Here is an 18531-nt window from a genome sequence, read left to right as displayed (position 1 = left end):
TGATCGCCGCTTTGCTGCAACCGGCCAAGGGCGCGATCATCGCCATGCAATGGTGGATGGGATTGCACGGATTTGAAAAACCCGCCCGGACAGCTGCCGCCAAATTGCCAGAGACTGTCCAGGATCACCAATAATCGGAATTCCCGACGGGCATCATGCCAAGCATATCGAAGACTTGGACGAAAGGGAGCGCTTTGGTGAAGCTCTCTTCGGTTATTTCATCAAATCTTCTTTCCTACACAAGACTCGATCGCTTATTCTCTGCCCTGTCCTTCGCCATGCGCAGGCCAGGCTCTTTGATATTTGCATAAGACGATGCTCGCCCATGAATAATATCCCCGCCAGATTACCCAGAGGATTGAAAGGTCACACTCGGAACCGAACTGACCGTTGGGAAACGTTAAAAATTTAAGGTTTTCGGGCAAAGGTCACACAAAATAAAACAGCCAATTTGTGTCGCGTTCGGGCTACGCTTAACCTCGTCCGATCAAGGCCATCGCCAGATTGTCCGCAACATCGGAATCCGGCAATTTCTGTGACGCGCTCTGTTCCCAGATTTCGGTCAGGCGCTCGGGGATCATCGCGACCCGGCGGTTTACTTCCTTGACATCGCCATCGCCGAGATATTCCAGGCCAACGCTGATGATACCGCCGGAATTGATGACATAATCCGGGGCAAACAGGATGTTACGGTCAAAGATTCGCTGTCCGTCTTCAGGGGTCGCCAGCTGGTTATTCGCACCGCCCGCAACAATTGGAACATTGAGATGGGCAATAGAAACTTTATCCAATATCGCGCCCAAGGCATTGGGACTAAACACATCGGCCTCGATCCGCATGATATCGTCGAGACCGACGACCGTCGCGCCAATTTCCTGTGCCAGGGCCGCAGCATGGTCCTTGTTGATGTCGGCGATGCTCAGCTTCGCGCCATCCTTGGCGAGCAACCGGGCGAGACCGCCGCCGACACTGCCGACGCCCTGGATCGCGACATGGACACCGTCCATCTTGTCACGACCAAGCTTGTGGGCCACCGCTGCCTTCACCCCCAGATAGACGCCCATCGCCGTAAACGGGCCCGGGTCACCACCGGCTTCGCCGCTATTGCTGACCGGCAGGCCGGAGACATATTTGGTCTCTTTGGTCAATGCGACCATGTCGGCAGCAGTGATGCCGACATCTTCCGCCGTCACATATCGACCGCCAAGCGACTCGATCATCCGGCCGAAAGCGGCAAGCATTTCCGGTGTCTTGGTGCGATTGCGGTCAGCGAGAATCACTGCCTTTCCGCCACCCAGCGGCAGACCGGCCATCGCATTCTTGAAGCTCATGCCGCGCGATAGGCGCAACACATCGGTCACCGCCGTTTCACGATTCTCGTAATGCCAGAAACGGGTTCCGCCGGCTCCGGGGCCAAGATGCGTGCTGTGCAGGGCGACAATCGCGCTGAGACCGGTCTCCACATCATGGAAAAAATGGACCGCTTCATGGTCATCAAAATCCGGCAAATCCCACATCACGCTCATGGCGGTAATTCCTAGAAAATTGGTGTAATTAAATATCTCATAGCTGTAATTTAATTACAAATAAAGAGAGTCTTTCCCGACATGGCCAGGTGGTGATAGCCTTATGCTGCTTTTACTTCTCGGGAAAAATGGGGCGATCGAGGGGTCTTGAACCCCCGACCTCCGGTACCACAAACCGGCGCTCTAACCAACTGAGCTACGATCGCCACAAGCCGCGCACTCTATAGCCGCATTGCGCAGCGGTGCATAGGGATAGGCGGTAGCAATCGTCAAGCATTTAGCGGAGCAAATTTGAATTAAAGCGCATCCCCGCGCTGGCGATGGACAAGGCGACCCGGTTGCCGTGCCGCATCGATCAACGCGCGCTCCTCGACCAGCGCATTTTGCATCTCGACCGTCAGGTCGACCCTGAACCAGCGTGTTGTCAGCTTGATCTGGCTCTGGACTTCGGCCGTTGCACCTAGGCTGGCGGGATAGGATTGCGCCCAGAAATCATTCAGGCTGGCAAATCCGAGTTCCGGGCGCCGCCCCAGAAATTGCCGCGCGGGCGTAAGATCGGAGGGCACCCCTCCAAGCATAGCCAATAATATCGCCTGCTCCGGGCGCAACGTATTGATATTGATCGGCGAGAGATCGGTCGTCGGCAATGCACAGACCCACGGCGCCAAGCGAACGAATATATCATTTGTCACGCCTTTGATCGTCCGCAATTCACTTACATCAACCATCAAAGCATTGGCGGTGCGATAGGGTTTGTCTTGCTGCAAATAATATTGATCCTCGGCACCGCGCGGTGCTGCCACGGTGTCGGTGTCGATCCAGTCGGAAACCGATTCCGCAATATCTGCGGCATCACCGTCCAATATGCCCAGCATGATCATCAGCCGCGAAAATTGAGCAAGTCCCTGCGGCCTTGCCGACAGAGTTGCTTGTTGTTGAGCCACGAGGCTGTTGACGTTGAAACAATTGCCCCCGTCCGCGAGCGTCGCAGTCAATATCCCCCCGGGCACCGGAAATTTTTGCTCCCGGCCGTTCCAGCCACCGACATTGATTGTCCGGCCGGGAGAGGCTGAAACAATTTGCTCCGCCGACCGTATCCCGATGGACTCAGCGGCGATAAGATATGCTTTGGCCTGTGACAGTTCGCGCGCATTGGAGGCCAATTTGGTGGCGCCGGCCAGCCGGTCTATCCCGTGGGCAGCCAATATTGCGATAACCGCGACCAGCAACAACACTGTCAACAGTGCAGCGCCGCGTTCTTTTCGGTTTCCGATTTCCTCTGGATTGCTCACAAATAGCCGGTCCCGACGAGGAATAGATGGCGGTATGGGCGCCCTCCCCGTTCAAACCGGATTTCGATTGCTCGTGGTAAATCAACTAGCCTCTCGGTTCGCCAGCCACCGGACCATTGGCCGCGCTTGTCTCGAAAACGCAATGTCAGCGAACCAACCTGCGAGATCAGAACCGCCGGTTGATCAATCGAACCGCCATCGGTCATCCGGTATCGCCATCGCTCCAGATTACCGTCGATCATGCGATATTCGACCCGCTCCAGATTGGATCGCGCCTCGCCGTTGATATTGCTCTGCCCGCCCCGCGTAAATTTCAGGAAAGCCGCCTCCGGCCCGTCTGGCTCGCTGGCGAATGCCGGCATCTGACTTCCACCTTCATCACGATAGGTGCGGGGCAAAGCCTGACTCAAATCAGCTTCCATCAACGAGACAAAGCGCTGCATTTCGGCCATTTGACCGAGATTTTCAGCAGTAATCTCATCGCTGTCAACAGCGGATCGCAGCATGAACACGCCCGCCATCGACAACATCGCAAAAATGAACAGCGCGACCATCATCTCGACCAGAGTGAAGCCGTTACGATTGCAGGAGAAAGCGGAATTTTGTTCCATCGCCTGCGCTTATATTCAAATTGGCTCCAGCCGCAAAGAGCGGTTGCGATCAACGGCGATTCATTTATCGTCACATAGGGTGACAGGAGGCAGTTTTGGACGTTCACATGACAGATGCCAATAATACATCGGCCGACTATCTTGTGGCGTTGGGACAAGTGCAGCGGTTTCCGCGCAAGGAAATCGAGCTTTGCATTTTGAAAAACTTCCTGAATCGTGTCGAATGCGAAAAGCTGATCGCGTTGATTGATGAGAAACGCCGGCCATCGACCATCGCCGACCCCAATGGCGATGACTATTTCCGTACCAGCGAAACCTGTGACCTCGACCATTCCGACACGTTCGTGGCGGAGATTGACGAAAAAATCTGTCGCTATGCCGATATAGATAAAATCTTTGGCGAACCTCTCCAGGGTCAACGCTATGCTGTTGGTCAGGAATTCAAGGCGCACACGGATTTTTTCGACCCCGCGGGAGAAGATTTCGCAAAATATTGCTCGATCTCTGGCCAGAGAACCTGGACATTCATGATTTATCTCAACGAACCGGGTACGGGAGGAGCGACCCGCTTTCCGCAGTTCAAGAAGAGCTTCACCCCCGAAACAGGAACGATGCTGTGCTGGAACAACCGCAATGGTGATGGTAGCGTCAACAACTGGACGCTTCACCATGGCATGAAGGTCCGCAGTGGCACGAAATATGTAATAACAAAATGGTATCGCGAAAAACCCTGGCCATGGACCGATTGAAAAGGTTGCACAAAGACAATGAAACTTAGTCGCTATCGCCCTGGCCCCGGAATGATGGTTTCCGCCGCCTTCATCGGACCGGGTACCGTCACTGCCTGTACATTGGCGGGAGCGAACTTCGGATTTGCGCTTCTGTGGGCGCTCGTATTTGCGACGATCACCACGATCATCCTTCAGTCCTTCGCTGTCCGCATCGCGCTGGTCACGCAGCTCGGTCTGGCCGAAGCGATGCTGAAAACCATCGTATCTCCGATCGTACGTGCCCTGGCCGCCTTGCTTCTGATTTCCGCTCTCGTGCTAGGCAATGCCGCCTATGAGGCCGGCAATATGTCCGGAGCCGCGCTCGGCCTGGAGGCGATTAACGGCGGCCCATTGAGCTTTGGCATAGCGCCGGTGATCATCACCATCGCTCTGTTCGCATCAGCCATGCTGATATTCACCAAACCAAAATGGATAGAGAATATCCTGATCGCGCTGGTGCTGCTGATGAGCATGGCCTTCATTCTGACATTTCTGCTCATCAGGCCGGATCTTGGGGCCCTGCTACGAGGCTTTGTTCCATCCATTCCCGATGGCGGCTTGTTGACCGCGATCGCGCTTATTGGCACCACCATTGTACCGTATAATCTGTTTCTTCACGCGGCCAGTGTGCGCGAGCGCTGGGATGCAGAACAACTGCCCGAAGCGCAATTGGACACGACGATATCGATCGGTATCGGTGGGCTGGTGTCAATGACCATATTGGCAACCGCAGCGGCCAGCCTGTTTGGCAGCGGCGAGACAATCGAAAATGCAGTCGATATGGCCCAACAGTTGACACCATTGTTCGGCAGCATGGCGACCTTCACGCTCGGCGCCGGGCTATTTGCAGCGGGATTGACCTCCGCCATCACCGCCCCCTTGGCGACCGGTTATATCGTGCAGGAGATTTTCAAATCTTCGGGCTCGCGCAGACCGTTTCAGATCGGCGCGCTGATCGTGATCCTTTTCGGTACGTTCGCGTCGCTGCTGGGATATCGTCCGGTTGAACTGATATTTGTTGCCCAGATTGCCAACGGACTGTTGCTACCGATCATTGCGATATTTTTGCTCAAGCTGGCCAATGACAAGAAGCTACTCGGACAATATGCCAATGGTCTCAAGGCCAACATCATGGGTGCAGCCATTTTGATTGTCACGACCGCTTTGGGGTTCCGGTTAATCGCACGCGCACTGGGATTCTGGCCGTGACTTGCATGATCGATCTCAACGCGGACCTTGGCGAGGATGAAAGCCCAGCTGGCATCGCGCGCGATATCGCAATCATGGACGTCGTTTCCAGCTGCAATATTGCCTGTGGCGGTCACGCTGGATCTCCGAAAACCATGCAGACTATGTTAACGACAGCAAAGGCCAGATCAATCGCGCCGGGAGCCCACCCCTCTTACCCCGATCGTGCCGGCTTCGGCCGAACATCGATGGATATATCGCTCGCTGATCTGGAAGCCAGCCTGACACGACAGGTAAATCTTATCACCTCCATCGCGGCAGACGTGGGAGTGAAACTGACCCATCTCAAGCCGCACGGTGCATTGTATAACGACGCGCAGGATGACCCGGACTTGTCCACTCTGCTGGTTGATATTGCCGTCGAAGCGAAACTGGCACTCGTCAGCATGCCAGGGTCGCTCGTCCAGCAAAGGGCCGCCGAGAGAGGCATTGTCTTCATTGCCGAAGCCTTTATCGATCGGCAATATACCGGAAACGGCAGGCTTGTTCCCCGCAGCCAGAAAGGCGCCGTGATAGCAGACGAAGATGACCGGATTCGCCAGGGACTCGCACTGGCGAAAGGAACCGCGCTGGCAACGCAGGGCGGAACGGCCTTGACAGTCAATGCCCAAAGTCTGTGTCTCCACTCGGACAGTGATGGCGCCTTGGAAACCGCAAAACGGGTGCGCGTGGCTCTGGAAAAAGCCGGGATCGTTATCGGGCATGCCGGATAGTGTCTGAAACTCGCCCTACGATCCACATCTGCGATGACTGGATTAGTATAGGATTGCCCGACTGGGAATCTGTCATCGCAGCACAAAGCGCTCTGTCTGCCCATGCTCACTGGTCGGAAATCGTCCCGGGCATCGACAGCATAGCGGTCCAGTTCGACCCTGCCCTTGTCGCGCCCGAAGACGCAGGCAAAATAGCGTTGAAACATCTGACCAATCTGACGCGCATTGCCGGTAACTCTGGTTCCACAGTAACGATTCCCGTCTGTTATGACGCGGAATTTGCTCCTGATCGCGACGATATTGCCGACAGACTCGGCATTGCTGCAGACACTTTGCCGTCCTGGCATATTTCGCAGGTGCATCGCGTGGCCATGTTGGGGTTTATGCCAGGTTTTGCTTATCTCGAAAGCACCAAAAACACGCCCGCCATCGGCAGACTTGCCAGTCCAAGACAATTGGTCAGCGCTGGTTCAATCGGGATCATTGGTCGGCAAAGCTGCATCTATTCCTTCGATAGCCCCGGCGGCTGGCCAATTATCGGCCGGACACCGCTCCGCTTGTTTGATCCTTCGAAAAAACAGCCAGCCTTACTTTCTGCCGGACAGGATATCCGGTTCGAGTCCATTTCGAAGGAGGCTTTTAAGGGCTGGCAGCAGGAGACCGATGAATGAGCATCGCGGTTTTGAAAGCCGGGCTGCAATCCACTTTGCAGGGCGCGCCCTTTGCCGGACATCGGCATCTCGGCTTGCCGGCTGCAGGCGCAGCCGATTGCCTTTCGCTAGCGCTGGCAAATTTCCTCGTCGGCAAGTCCTCTAGCGAGATCGCACTCGAAATAACACTGACCGATGCTATTTTCGAGATCAACGCGCATTGCTCGATCGGAGTAGTGGGCGGCGCGGAATATGTCCGGATTAACGACAAAGACCATCCTCAGCATCGGACTTTGCGGATGGATATAGGCGACAAGCTCCATATCGGCTCGAGCCGTCCAGGATGCCGGACTTATTTGGCGATATCTGAAGAAATTGGCGCAGACTGCTTGTTAGGCGGCCAGTCAACCTATCTGGCCGCAGGTCTTGGCGGTTTTCACGGGCGGGCACTCGAGACCGGGGATGTGATTACGTTCTCGCACGAGACTCAACACATCGACCTAGATCGAGCTACGCCAGAAAGCCTGCGGCCGCGCTACAGCAATGACCATGTACTACGGATCACGCCGGGCCCGGAAGCAAGCGGTTTACATGACGGGCTATTGGCTGATCTGTGTCTAAAGCCCTATACTATCGGAGCACGCGCCAATCGGATGGGCATAGAGCTCGAGGGGGAGCCTCTTGTGGGGGGCGAATCTTCAAACATGCCCAGTGCTGCGGTTTTTCCGGGAACGATCCAGTTACCGCCAAGCGGCCATCCCTATCTGCTCGGTCCCGACGCGCAAACAACCGGAGGCTATCCCCGGATCGCGCAAGTCATCCGAGCCGACCGGCATTTGATCGGACAGTTGAGTTCAGGTTCGCGGATCCAGCTTGTGCGAACCACGCCAGAACGAGCCACAGAAATATATCAGGAAAAACTATCCCTGCTGTCTTCCTGGCTAGGCCAGATCAAATTGTGGTAAAAAGTTCAGGCTATCCAATAGCCTCAACCCTCGACTAGCTCTTTTTGAGCGACAAACCACCAAAACGCTTGTTGAAGCGAGCCACCTGGCCACCTTGATCGAGAAGGCGCTGGTTGCCGCCGGTCCAAGCAGGGTGCGAAGACGGATCAATGTCGAGTTGCAACGTGTCGCCCTCTTTGCCCCATGTGGAACGGGTTTCAAAGGTCGAACCATCGGTCATCTGGACCTTGATCATGTGATAGTCTGGATGCGTATCGGATTTCATTTTCGGCTCCTAAGCGGGCTGGTTTCCGACCAGACCCAAAGCGAATAAATTTAACGGAAGCGGCGCATTAACCGCCGAACGTCAAAAGGGCAAGATTCTTTTGTAAAAGCTTATGTTGCGGGAGGGTCGGCGATCATCGCGGTAAAATTCGCTTCGGCAGCCAGCTTGTCCCCGATCATCGCCTGTCCGGAAAATTTACACACACGTGCGCGTTTTTGCTCAAATTTGACGTTCAGGGACAGCAAGCAGCCCGGTTCAACCGGCTGGCGGAACTTCGCACCGTCTATAGCCATGAAATAGACCAGCTTGCCCGACCCGACCATATCAAAACTCTCCATCGCCAAAACGCCGGCGGCTTGCGCCAGAGCTTCGACAATCAAGACACCGGGCATGATCGGCCGACCCGGGAAATGACCTTGAAAAAAGCCTTCGTTTATCGTGACGGCCTTGATCGCCCGTATGGATTCATCCTTTACCAGCTCTTCTACCCGGTCAACCAGAAGCATGGGATAGCGGTGCGGCAACACCGCCATCACCCTGCTTACATCATAGTTGAGAGGTTCGGTCATCGACGTTACTATCAGCGACTGGCTGGCTGGGCCGCTGGTGGCTGTTGTGGTTGGTCGGCTTGACCAGGTTGCCATCCAGCTGGTGGCGTTATCGATGCAGATGGAATCAGCTTGTTCAATTCCAGAATGATTGCATCGGTGATATCAACATAAGGTTCGCGCGCGATAATGGCTTGCGGAGAAAGGACCATATCAACATTTTTTGCTTTCATGGTGGCCTTGATTGCTGCCTCTAGCTTCATCGCGATCTGTTCTTCGACGTAACTCGTGGCGATGCTTATTCTTTGCCGAAGCCGAGCGATTTCCTGTTGGCCAGATTGCTGTTTTGCCTGCAATGCCTGTGCCTGAGGCTGAACAGATTGCTGAGTAGCACCGGGTTGCTGAACCGCTGCATTATAGGCATCCACCAGCGGCTTGATTTCGACCTGTAGCGCGGCGGCTCGTGCATTAACCGCGTCAATGTCAGACTTATATGTGGTCTGCATCTGGGTCATGGCCACCGTAAAGGCTTGTGATCTGGCCACGGCCGCTTCGTAATTGGCCATTGCTATGCCGGTCTTTGATTGCGCCATCGCGGGCACAGACATCAAGGCGGGCGCAGTCATCGCTACAATAGCAACTGCAGCTGATTTCAGAATCATTTTGGAAATAGTGGTCATCAGAATTGTGTTCCTACGTTAAATGTGAAAAGTTTTGTATCATCGCCCGGCTCTTTCAACAGGGCTTTGGCTATGTCGATCCTGAACGGACCGAATGGTGAATTCCAGTTCACGCCAAAGCCTACTGATACACGCGGGCTTATCGTATCACCAAAGAAGCGCTCCGTGAAGCTTGTAGCTATAGGGTTGGCAATGCCGCCGGTTACCGCGTCGAACGTCGTTGCCACCGCACCCATTGCATCGGTGGTAAGGAAAAGCGGTGCAGCAACTCCCGTTGGCGACGGGTTACCCTGACTGTCGATCGAGGAAAATGTCTGAGTTTGAGCATCGGTCAAAAGTAGCGGCTGGGTCACTTTGAAAACGGCACCGACATCGACAAAAATGGAAGGCCGTAAACCCAGTTCACGTGCACCGGAACCCAGCGGAATCTCAAGCTCCGCCCGTCCCAGATAATAAGCACGGCCACCGATAGCGTCATCGGTCTGGCGGCCGTTGGTTACTTCGACAATCTCGTTGATCGGATTGCCGTTGGCATCCAGTCCCGGAATGGTGGTTGAGCGAACAACACGTGGTCCCACGCCACGAATATCGAAGCCGCGGATTTGAGGTTCACCCAGGAAGAAGCGGTCGGTCAGCCGAACATCGTCAATGCCATCGCCCGAAGCCGAAGATCGATTGCTCAACGGGTGGATATATCCGCCTTCGCCGCTAGCCGTAAAAATAAAGTCGCCGAGAACCCGCCAGTGTTTTGACGCATTCAGGCGACCACGGAGATATTTGACGCTACCGCCCAGGCCTGCAAAATCAACACTACCGACGATCGACTGACCACGGGTAGGACGGATGCGATTGTCCCGGTCATCATAGATGAGTGATGCACCCACCGAAGATGTTGTCCGATTCCCCAGCGCATCGCAAAGGAAACGTCCGGCGACCAGCGGATCGCAGACATCTGCCGTGCTGTTACCCCGTATGTTGTCACCATTGCTGTCGGTGAAAAACAAGCTTGGTTCCAGCGTCACATCATCCTGGCTGAGGCCATAGCGGAGTGATGCAGAAAGATATTCGGTAATCGGGACACCCGCCCGGATTTGGAAACCGGTTGTAAGCTGCTCGAAGGTAGTTTCGCGGTTATTGTTGACGAAGTTGAAGCTGTTCAAATCACGACGAAAAATATCTGCACCGACAGCAATATTCCGGTCAAACAAATAGGGTTCGGTAAAACCAAGTTCGATGGATTGTGAAAAACTTGAGTAGCTGACACTAGCCCGGAGCTCTTGCCCCTTGCCGCGAAAATTTCGCTGCCTGACGGAGGCCTGGAGAATGAAATTCTCGACGCTGGAAAAACCTGCCGAAAGCTGCAGTTCGCCGGTTGCCTTTTCTTCAACGTTCGCTTCCAGGATGATCCGGTCGGGAGCGCTGCCTTGCTTCTGCTCGATTTCCAGATCTTCCTGGAAAAATCCCAGCGACTTGATGCGGTTGGCAGATCGCTTGACCTGAAAACTGTTGAACGCATCGCCTTCGTTCAGACGGAATTCCCGGCGCACAACCTTGTCCTGGGTCAGGGTATTTCCGTTAATGTCGATCCGTTCGACGTACACCCGATCGCTTTCTGCTACCTGGAACAGGATATCCATGGTCAGCGTATCTTTGTTACGCGTGAATTGCGGGCGGACGTCAGCAAAAGCATATCCGAAAAGCCCGGCGGTTTCTGATAGCCGTTCGACCGTGTCTTCAACCTGCTTGGCGTTGTAGAAATCTCCTGCTTTCATGGGAAGCTGAGGGGTCAGGAATTCCGGGGTAAAATCGCGGATATCGCTTTCGACCGATACTTCACCAAACTGATAGCGCTCCCCTTCTTCTACCACATAAGTGATGATAAAATCGCGCTTGTCTGGCGTGAGTTCTGCGACGGCTGAAATAACACGAAAATCCGCATATCCTTCGGTCAGATAAAACTGGCGGAGCTTCTGCTGATCAAATGCCAGGCGATCCGGGTCATAGGTGTCGCTGGAACTGAAGAAACGATAAAAGCGGGATTGCTTGGTGACCATTTCACCGCGCAGTTTGCCGTCAGAAAATTCCTCGTTGCCGATAATATTGATCTGCTGGACCTTGGACTTGGGCCCTTCATTGATCTCGAAGACAATATCAACGCGATTCTGGTCCAGTTGAACCATTTTGGGTTCTACGTTGGCCGCAAAACGGCCCTTGCGCTTGTATAGTTCGACTATCCGAGCGACATCGGCCCGGACTTTCGATCGTGTAAATATCTGTCGCGGGGCCAACCGGATCTCGGGATAGATCTTGTCTTCCTTGATCCGTTTGTTGCCTTCCAGCAATATGCGGTTGATCACCGGATTCTCGACCACATCGATAACAACCGCGCCCTGGTTGTTCCTGATACTGACGTCCTTGAACAATTCTGTTTCAAACAGATCCTTCAAGGCTTGGTCGGCCGATTCCTGCGTGTAGGTCTGTCCGACGCGCAATTGCATATAGGACAAGACCGTGGTCGGTTCCAATCGCTGGGCACCATTGACCACAATGGATTTTATCGTGTCCTCGACCGGAATCACGGGGGCAGCTTGCGCCGATTCCTGTGCTTGCGAAGGAACAGCCGTGCCACCCAAAATGGTACCACACATCAGTAAGGGCAAAAGCCGCTTTTTATGATTCACAGACAAACTCGCTTTCACACCATAAACCAAAAATAAAATCAAATTGACACCAACGCACCAACTTCGCGAACCCCCTGCCCCAATGCAGCGAGTCAATCAATGGTCAATCATCCGGACAGCGCCCGGAACAGGCCAAAAGACGATAAATCATTGAATGTCACCACCAGCATGAACACCATGACCAACGCAAATCCGGACCGGAAAGCCCATTCCTGCAATTTCGGGCTGGCCGGTTTTCGCCGGACCGCTTCTATCGCATAGAACATCAAATGCCCTCCATCCAGCATCGGGATTGGCAGCAGGTTGATGAACCCCAAGTTAATTGAGATCAGCGCTACAAACAGAATGAAGGTTTCAAGGCCCATCTTGAACTGTTCGCCGGAAACCTGCGCAATCTTGAGCGGACCGCCAAGCTCCTTTATGGAACGCCTGCCGGTGATAACTTGGCCAAGGGTGGTGGTGATCTGATTCACAATCGCAACGGTCTTCTCCACCGCGACGACAGGAGCCTCTATCGGACTGACTTCCCGCCACTCCACTTTGTTGGATGACATTCCCAGCAAACCAAGCCGGAATTCGTTGCCGAACCTGTCTTTTAGAATATTGACGCCAATCTTGCCCTGTTTGGCAATCACCTCGCCATCCCGTTCGTAGACAATTTCCACATTTTGATCAGGAATCAGCATTATTTTCTGCTGCAGGTCTTCAAACAGGTCAATTTTCTCTCCGGCAACGGAGATGACTCTGTCACCGGGTCTCATGCCAATTGCCGAAGCGGTCGAATTTTCCGAAATTTCTTGTGCTACCGGCAAAGCAGCACTCGTGCCATAGGCTATGACAAAACCCATGATGATCAGAATGGCGAAGATGAAATTGATCGCCGGGCCTGCAACAACAATCGCGGCGCGCTGCCATAAAGATTTGGATTGGAAGGTTTGGTTGCGTTCCGCCGCCGGCAGATTGAGCCATTCTTTGCTCTTCATGCCCGAGGGGTCCATGTCTCCCGCAAACTGGACATAGCCACCCAGTGGCAACATGCAGACCTTCCAGCGCGTCCCGCGCTTGTCGGTCCAGCCAGCGATCTCTTTGCCGAAGCCGATGGAAAAGGTTTCCGCCTTCACACCGCACCAGCGGCCAACCAGATAATGACCCATCTCGTGCACAAACACGAGCACACCAATGACGATAAGAAACGCCAGAAGCGTCAGCAAAATACCCGGATTTTCCGTCAAACCTTCAATTCCTCGACCAGTTGCTCGGTCCGAACACGCGTCTCTTTGTCTATCGCAAAAATATCCGCCAACTCGCTCGGTTCCGGCGGGCTATAACTATCTAACAGCCGCGTTACAATCTCTGTGATGTCCAGAAACTGAACCGCGCGATTGAGAAATGCAGCGACGGCAATTTCATTCGCCGCATTGAGCATAGCCGGTTTCGCTCCGCCCGCCATGATGACAGCTCTGGCGATCTTGGTTGCCGGGAAACGGTCTTCGTCAGGCAACTCGAAATCGAGTGTGCCAATGTCGGCCAAATCGAGGGGATCACAATTGGTGGTCATCCGTTCCGGCCAGGCCAGCGCACTGGCGATGGGAATTCGCATATCCGGTGAGCCAAGCTGGGCCAGCGTCGAGCGGTCGTGATATTCGACCATCGAATGGATAACCGACTGTGGATGCACCAATATTTCGATATTTTGGAGACCGACCGGAAATAGATAATGGGCTTCAATCAGCTCGAGCCCCTTGTTCATCATCGTCGCGCTGTCGACCGAGATTTTGGCGCCCATGTCCCAATTGGGATGTGCAACCGCCTGCTCCGGCGTCACGCCGGCCATCTGCTCGCGCGTCCATGTGCGAAACGGGCCGCCACTGGCGGTCAGGGTGATCTTGCGGACCTGATCGATCCGCCCGCCCTGCAACGCCTGGAATATTGCATTATGCTCTGAATCGACGGGCAACAGGGTTGCTCCTGCCATCCGGGCCTCTGTAATCATCAACGCACCAGCGGAAACCAAGGCTTCCTTGTTGGCCAGGGCAACCGTCTTTCCGCAGCGCAGGGCTGCGAGAGTTGGCGGCAATCCGGCGCAACCCACAATCGCCGCCATCGTCCAGTCTGCACCCATAGCGGCGGCGGCGACTAGCGCGTCCGGTCCGCTTGCTGCCTGAATCGACGTTCCTGCCAGTTGCTGTTCAAGCTCCTTATAAGCTGAATCGTCGGCGACAACCGCAATTTCTGCGGAAAATTCTTTGGCTAGGGCGGCTAGCTGGGACGCATTGGTATTGGCGGTTAGAGCAATGATATTAAAGTCTTGCGGATGCTGGCGGATAAGGTCCAGCGTCGACTGGCCTACCGATCCTGTCGCGCCAAATATGGATACCGATTTTGTCATGATAACGTAGACAGATATTCTGCAAGCATGATCGCAGCCACAACCGGTGCAACCGGAATCAAGCCATCGAGACGATCCATTACGCCGCCATGACCGGGGAAGATGGTCCCGCTATCCTTTGCGCCCGCCTTCCGCTTGAGCCAGCTTTCAAACAGATCACCCATTTGCGCCAAACCGGCGAGAGGGATACTCAGCAGCACCAGATAGAAAGGTAGCCCCCAATAGATGTGAAGGGCATAGCTGACGACCGCCGTCAGGGCGACGCCACCAACCAGACCGGCCCAGGTTTTGTTGGGACTGAACTGCGGTGCCAATTTTGGCCCGCCGATCGCACGACCGGAAAAATAAGCACCGATATCGGTGGCCCAGACCAGAGCAAGGGTCCAGAGCATGATCAATATGCCATTGTCGATATCGCGCAAATAGAGGATCGCAAGCGCCGGAAGACCGGCATAAATCACGCCCGCTGCGAGTTTGAGCGAACGGTCGAACACCGCGACAAACATCGCCGCACCCAAGATCAGACCGAGGCCCAGAAATGATGCCCCGGCAGCCCACGGCGACATGATCGCCAAAGGTACCGACAGCGCGTACATTGCCAGCCGGCGATTTTTGTGCCGCCCGGTCAACCCGGCCCACTCGCTCATGATGCCAAGCGCCATGAGTACAACAAGCAACCAGAGAAGCGCGCCGCCAAAATATCCCGCCAGCAACGCTGCCACAATCAGCAGCACGCCTACGATGATACGTGTTTGCAATTCATTCGATTTGCCGGGTGTCGGAGCAGCAGGTTCATCCATGCTCAGCGACCACCAAACCTTCGCTCGCGATCTCCAAATGATTTCAAAGCTTTCTCAAGCTCTTTCTGGTCGAAATCCGGCCACAGCGTGTCGGTAAAATATAGTTCGGCATAGGCTGCCTGCCACAGGAGGAAATTAGACAAGCGCAATTCGCCCGATGTTCTGATCAGCAAGTCGAGCGGCGGCAGATCTGCAGTATCCAAGCCACCGGAAATATGATCGAGACCGATCTCTTCAGGCTCCACGGCACCTTTTTTTACGGCTGTCGCAATTTGCTGGACCGCTCGCAACATTTCGTCTTGCGCGCCATAATTCAGCGCGACGGCTAGAGTCATCTTGTCATTCTGTGCCGTTTTTTCGATCGCATTATCGATCATCGCGACAATATCGGCTTCCAGCGCCTTGTAATTGCCAATCACCTTCAACCGCACGCCATTTTCGACAAATTCATTGATATCCGACTGGATATACTGGCGCAGCAATCCCATGAGATCGCTGATTTCATCTTCGGGACGATTCCAGTTTTCCGATGAAAAGGCATAGAGCGTCATCACCTCGATGCCCATTTTTCCGGCCACGCGGACAATATTGCGGACCGCCTCAACACCTTTCTTGTGGCCCAGTGCGCGTGGAAGATGCTTGCGCTTTGCCCAGCGCCCATTGCCATCCATGATGATTGCGATGTGACGGACACCGTGTATCGGGTCTGCTATGCCGGTGACACCAGGCACCGGATCTACAGCACCGTTCTTGGAACGCACGAGCTTCACTGGGTCAGGATTTCCTGCTCTTTTGCGTCAGCGAGCATGTCGGCTTCGGCAATCATCTCGTCGGTCAGTTTTTGAACTTCGGTCTCGAGCCGTTTCCGGTCATCTTCGCTGATTTCCTTCTTGCTCTCGTCGGCCTTCAGGTCATCCATGCCGTCACGCCGGACATTGCGAATTGCGATGCGTGCCTTTTCGGCAAATTGGCCGGTCAGCTTGGCAAGATCCTTGCGGCGCTCTTCGGTCAGATCCGGGATTGGCAGCCTGATATTGGGGCCGTCCGTCATCGGGTTCAATCCCAGGCCAGCGGAACGGATTGCCTTTTCCACGGGCTGTATATTTCCCTTGTCCCACACCTGGACCGACAACATGCGTGGTTCGGGTACGGATACGGTGGCAACCTGATTGAGCGGCATTCTTGAGCCATAGACTTCAACCGTTATTGTATCCAGAAGCGCTATATTGGCCCGGCCGGTGCGCAGACCGCTCAAATCATGTTTGAGCGCCTCCAGCGAGCCATTCATCCGCTTTTGCAGATCGGCCTTGTCATATTGTGCCATTGCTGTTTCCCCTAAATATTATTCGGATGTTCCGACCATGGTCGCGGTACCACCGCCACCCAAGACGGTCGCCAGATTGCCTTGCTCGCGGATCGAGAATACCACGATCGGTATCTTGTTCTCGCGGCACAGCGCGACGGCGCTGGCGTCCATGACCTTCAGATTATCGCTCAGAACCTGATCGAAACTCAATTCCTCATAGCGTGTCGCGGCAGGGTCCTTTTTCGGATCGGCATTATATACGCCGTCGACACTCGTTCCCTTGAAAAGCGCCTCGCAGCCCATTTCCGCTGCGCGCAATGCCGCTGCAGTATCTGTCGTGAAATAGGGATTGCCGGTTCCCGCGGCAAAAATAACGATGCGGCCTTTTTCGAGATGGCGCACGGCCTTGCGGCGAATATACGGCTCGCACACGCTCGCCATCGGGATTGCGGACAAGACCCGAGTGTCACAGCCCATTTGTTCGAGCGCATTCTGGACAGCAAGCGCATTCATCACCGTCGCCAGCATGCCCATATAATCCGCGCTAGTCCGTTCAAAGCCCTTTGCGGCAGCGGCCAAACCGCGGAAAATATTGCCTCCGCCGACGACCAGACAAAGCTCGAAACCCGCCTCTTTCGCAGATTTCACTTCGGCCGCGATACGGTTGACCGTTTCCGGGTCGATTCCGAATTCATTCGATCCCATCAGGACTTCACCAGAAAGCTTCAGCAATATCCGCTTGAACGCCGGTCGTTTCATGCAAATCCTATCCCGCCGGACTCAATGCCCGGCCTCAAAAACAACAATGGCGCAGACCATAGATAGTCCGCGCCATGCTGCCAAGCGTTACCGCCTGAAATATTCAAACTGTTGCTCGATTAGCCGGCAACCGCAGCAGCAACTTCTGCTGCAAAATCTTCTTCTTTCTTCTCAATGCCTTCACCAAGCTGGAACCGGACATATTCGGTAAGCTTGATTTCTACGCCAGCCGCTTTCCCAGCCTGCTCGACAACTTGCGCGACCGGAGTTTTGTTATCCATCACGAAAGTCTGGCTGAGCAGCGCATTTTCTTTGGCAAATTTTGCCATCGCACCATCAACCATTTTTTCGATGATATTATCCGGCTTGCCGGATTCGGCGGCCTTTTCGGTAGCGATTGCGCGCTCACGGGCCAGCAATTCCGGGTCGAGGCCATCTGCGTTCAGAGCCAGCGGGAATGCAGCGGCGATATGCATCGCAATCTGCTTGCCGAGTGGTTCGAGAACATCAGCGCCAGCGGTGCTTTCGAGCGCAACCAAAACGCCGATCTTGCCCATCGTCGGGGTGACCGCATTGTGGATATAAGGAACAACCAGACCGCCGGAGACCGCAACCGTTTTCATTCTGCGGATCGCCTGGTTTTCACCGATCGTCGCGATATTGTTGGTCAATACGTCTTTGACAGTTCCGCCAGTCGGATAATCCGAAGCGGCCAGCGCTTCGACGTCATCGTCATTCAGACCAAGTGCCACGCCTGTTACCTTGGCAACAAAATCCTGAAACTGGTCATTCTTGGCAACAAAATCGGTTTCGCTGTTCACTTCAACTGCGACACCCCTGGTGCCTTCGACCGCGACACCGACAAGACCTTCAGCCGCTGTACGGCTAGATTTTTTCTGCGCCGCAGCAAGACCTTTGGTCCGCAACAGGTCAACCGCCGCTTCAACGTCGCCATTGGTTTCGTTCAGCGCTTTCTTGCAATCCATCATGCCAGCGCCGGTACGCTCGCGCAGTTCTTTCACTGCTGCTGCTGTAATAGCCATTATTTGTTCCTCAATTTCTTGACGGGGAAATGCGAAATTGGGGCGACATTGAAGTCGCCCCGATTATTTCTCGTAGCAGCCAATATAAGACCGCAGAAAGATGCTTCAAGTTCAGGCTTTTTCGTCGGCCTTCGCGTCATCTTTCTTAACCGCAGTCTTTTTGGCCGCCGGCTTTTTGGTAGCCGCTTTCTTGGCGGCAGCCTTTTTTGGAGCCGCTTTTGCCTCAGCTTTAGGTTTTTCTACAGGTGCTTTATCCGCTTTGGGTTTCTCCGCAGCAGGAGCTTT

The 18531-nt window shown here is 54.5% G+C and carries 19 protein-coding genes and 1 tRNA gene; 5 read left to right on the top strand and 15 right to left on the bottom strand.

The window, feature by feature from the left end; genetic code table 11:
• Window positions 1-473: 473 nt before the first annotated feature.
• The 4 genes from WBM93_RS03940 to gspJ all read right to left on the bottom strand — a co-directional run bounded on the left by WBM93_RS03940 (window position 474) and on the right by gspJ (window position 3429).
• Complete coding sequence (locus tag WBM93_RS03940; RefSeq protein ID WP_424428432.1) at window positions 474-1526, bottom strand: Leu/Phe/Val dehydrogenase; 1053 nt, start codon at window positions 1524-1526, stop codon at window positions 474-476.
• A gap of 129 nt (window positions 1527-1655) precedes the next feature.
• Window positions 1656-1732, bottom strand: a tRNA-His gene (locus tag WBM93_RS03935).
• A gap of 90 nt (window positions 1733-1822) precedes the next feature.
• Window positions 1823-2818 carry a type II secretion system minor pseudopilin GspK gene (gene gspK, locus WBM93_RS03930; RefSeq protein WP_424428429.1) on the bottom strand — a complete coding sequence of 332 codons (996 nt, stop codon included), beginning with the start codon at window positions 2816-2818 and terminating at the stop codon, window positions 1823-1825.
• The gene (gspJ, locus tag WBM93_RS03925; protein ID WP_424428427.1) at window positions 2815-3429 is read right to left on the bottom strand and encodes a type II secretion system minor pseudopilin GspJ; all 615 of its coding nucleotides are present in this window, start codon (window positions 3427-3429) and stop codon (window positions 2815-2817) included. Before gspJ ends, gspK begins: the two co-directional genes overlap by 4 nt.
• 107 nt (window positions 3430-3536) lie before the next feature.
• Between gspJ and WBM93_RS03920 the strand changes: the two genes are divergently transcribed.
• Genes WBM93_RS03920 through WBM93_RS03900 form a run of 5 tightly spaced genes read left to right on the top strand, consistent with a single transcriptional unit; the run spans window position 3537 to window position 7775 of the window.
• On the top strand, window positions 3537-4178 hold the full coding sequence (locus WBM93_RS03920; protein ID WP_424428424.1) for a prolyl hydroxylase family protein: 642 nt from the start codon (window positions 3537-3539) through the stop codon (window positions 4176-4178).
• Between the two features lie 18 nt (window positions 4179-4196).
• On the top strand, window positions 4197-5408 hold the full coding sequence (locus WBM93_RS03915; RefSeq protein ID WP_424428421.1) for an Nramp family divalent metal transporter: 1212 nt from the start codon (window positions 4197-4199) through the stop codon (window positions 5406-5408).
• Window positions 5409-5413: 5 nt separating this feature from the next.
• The gene (gene pxpA / locus WBM93_RS03910) at window positions 5414-6160 is read left to right on the top strand and encodes a 5-oxoprolinase subunit PxpA (protein WP_424428438.1); all 747 of its coding nucleotides are present in this window, start codon (window positions 5414-5416) and stop codon (window positions 6158-6160) included.
• Window positions 6160-6831 carry a 5-oxoprolinase subunit B family protein gene (locus WBM93_RS03905; protein ID WP_424428418.1) on the top strand — a complete coding sequence of 224 codons (672 nt, stop codon included), beginning with the start codon at window positions 6160-6162 and terminating at the stop codon, window positions 6829-6831. Before pxpA ends, WBM93_RS03905 begins: the two co-directional genes overlap by 1 nt.
• Window positions 6828-7775: a biotin-dependent carboxyltransferase family protein gene (locus tag WBM93_RS03900; RefSeq protein ID WP_424428415.1), complete on the top strand. Its 948-nt coding sequence runs from the start codon at window positions 6828-6830 to the stop codon at window positions 7773-7775. Before WBM93_RS03905 ends, WBM93_RS03900 begins: the two co-directional genes overlap by 4 nt.
• A gap of 34 nt (window positions 7776-7809) precedes the next feature.
• Here WBM93_RS03900 and rpmE read toward each other — a convergent pair whose 3' ends face one another.
• The 11 genes from rpmE to tsf form a co-directional block, all read right to left on the bottom strand.
• Window positions 7810-8040, bottom strand: a complete 231-nt coding sequence (rpmE, locus tag WBM93_RS03895) for a 50S ribosomal protein L31 (RefSeq protein WP_424428412.1) — start codon at window positions 8038-8040, stop codon at window positions 7810-7812.
• A gap of 110 nt (window positions 8041-8150) precedes the next feature.
• The gene (fabZ, locus tag WBM93_RS03890; protein WP_424428409.1) at window positions 8151-8609 is read right to left on the bottom strand and encodes a 3-hydroxyacyl-ACP dehydratase FabZ; all 459 of its coding nucleotides are present in this window, start codon (window positions 8607-8609) and stop codon (window positions 8151-8153) included.
• Window positions 8610-8620: 11 nt separating this feature from the next.
• Window positions 8621-9268, bottom strand: coding sequence for an OmpH family outer membrane protein (locus WBM93_RS03885; RefSeq protein WP_424428406.1), 648 nt, complete (start codon window positions 9266-9268; stop codon window positions 8621-8623).
• Complete coding sequence (gene bamA / locus WBM93_RS03880; protein ID WP_424428403.1) at window positions 9268-11916, bottom strand: outer membrane protein assembly factor BamA; 2649 nt, start codon at window positions 11914-11916, stop codon at window positions 9268-9270. The genes WBM93_RS03885 and bamA overlap by 1 nt, the downstream gene beginning before the upstream one ends.
• A 140-nt stretch (window positions 11917-12056) precedes the next feature.
• On the bottom strand, window positions 12057-13181 hold the full coding sequence (rseP, locus tag WBM93_RS03875; RefSeq protein ID WP_424428400.1) for an RIP metalloprotease RseP: 1125 nt from the start codon (window positions 13179-13181) through the stop codon (window positions 12057-12059).
• Window positions 13178-14338 (bottom strand): 1-deoxy-D-xylulose-5-phosphate reductoisomerase, encoded by a 1161-nt coding sequence (locus WBM93_RS03870; RefSeq protein WP_424428397.1) that lies wholly within the window; start codon window positions 14336-14338, stop codon window positions 13178-13180. The genes rseP and WBM93_RS03870 overlap by 4 nt, the downstream gene beginning before the upstream one ends.
• Window positions 14335-15138, bottom strand: a complete 804-nt coding sequence (locus tag WBM93_RS03865) for a phosphatidate cytidylyltransferase (RefSeq protein WP_424428394.1) — start codon at window positions 15136-15138, stop codon at window positions 14335-14337. Before WBM93_RS03865 ends, WBM93_RS03870 begins: the two co-directional genes overlap by 4 nt.
• Window positions 15139-15140: 2 nt before the next feature.
• Window positions 15141-15899, bottom strand: coding sequence for an isoprenyl transferase (locus WBM93_RS03860; RefSeq protein WP_424428435.1), 759 nt, complete (start codon window positions 15897-15899; stop codon window positions 15141-15143).
• A 5-nt stretch (window positions 15900-15904) separates the two neighbouring features.
• The gene (gene frr / locus WBM93_RS03855; RefSeq protein ID WP_424428391.1) at window positions 15905-16462 is read right to left on the bottom strand and encodes a ribosome recycling factor; all 558 of its coding nucleotides are present in this window, start codon (window positions 16460-16462) and stop codon (window positions 15905-15907) included.
• A gap of 18 nt (window positions 16463-16480) precedes the next feature.
• The gene (pyrH, locus tag WBM93_RS03850) at window positions 16481-17203 is read right to left on the bottom strand and encodes a UMP kinase (RefSeq protein WP_424428389.1); all 723 of its coding nucleotides are present in this window, start codon (window positions 17201-17203) and stop codon (window positions 16481-16483) included.
• 119 nt (window positions 17204-17322) lie between these two features.
• On the bottom strand, window positions 17323-18246 hold the full coding sequence (tsf, locus tag WBM93_RS03845) for a translation elongation factor Ts (protein WP_424428386.1): 924 nt from the start codon (window positions 18244-18246) through the stop codon (window positions 17323-17325).
• Window positions 18247-18531 lie beyond the last annotated feature (285 nt).

This window comes from Parasphingorhabdus sp. (assembly GCF_049667325.1).
Taxonomy (GTDB): Bacteria; Pseudomonadota; Alphaproteobacteria; order Sphingomonadales; family Sphingomonadaceae; genus Parasphingorhabdus.
Note: the sequence above shows the minus strand (reverse complement) of the source record. Positions and strands in the feature narration are given on the sequence as shown.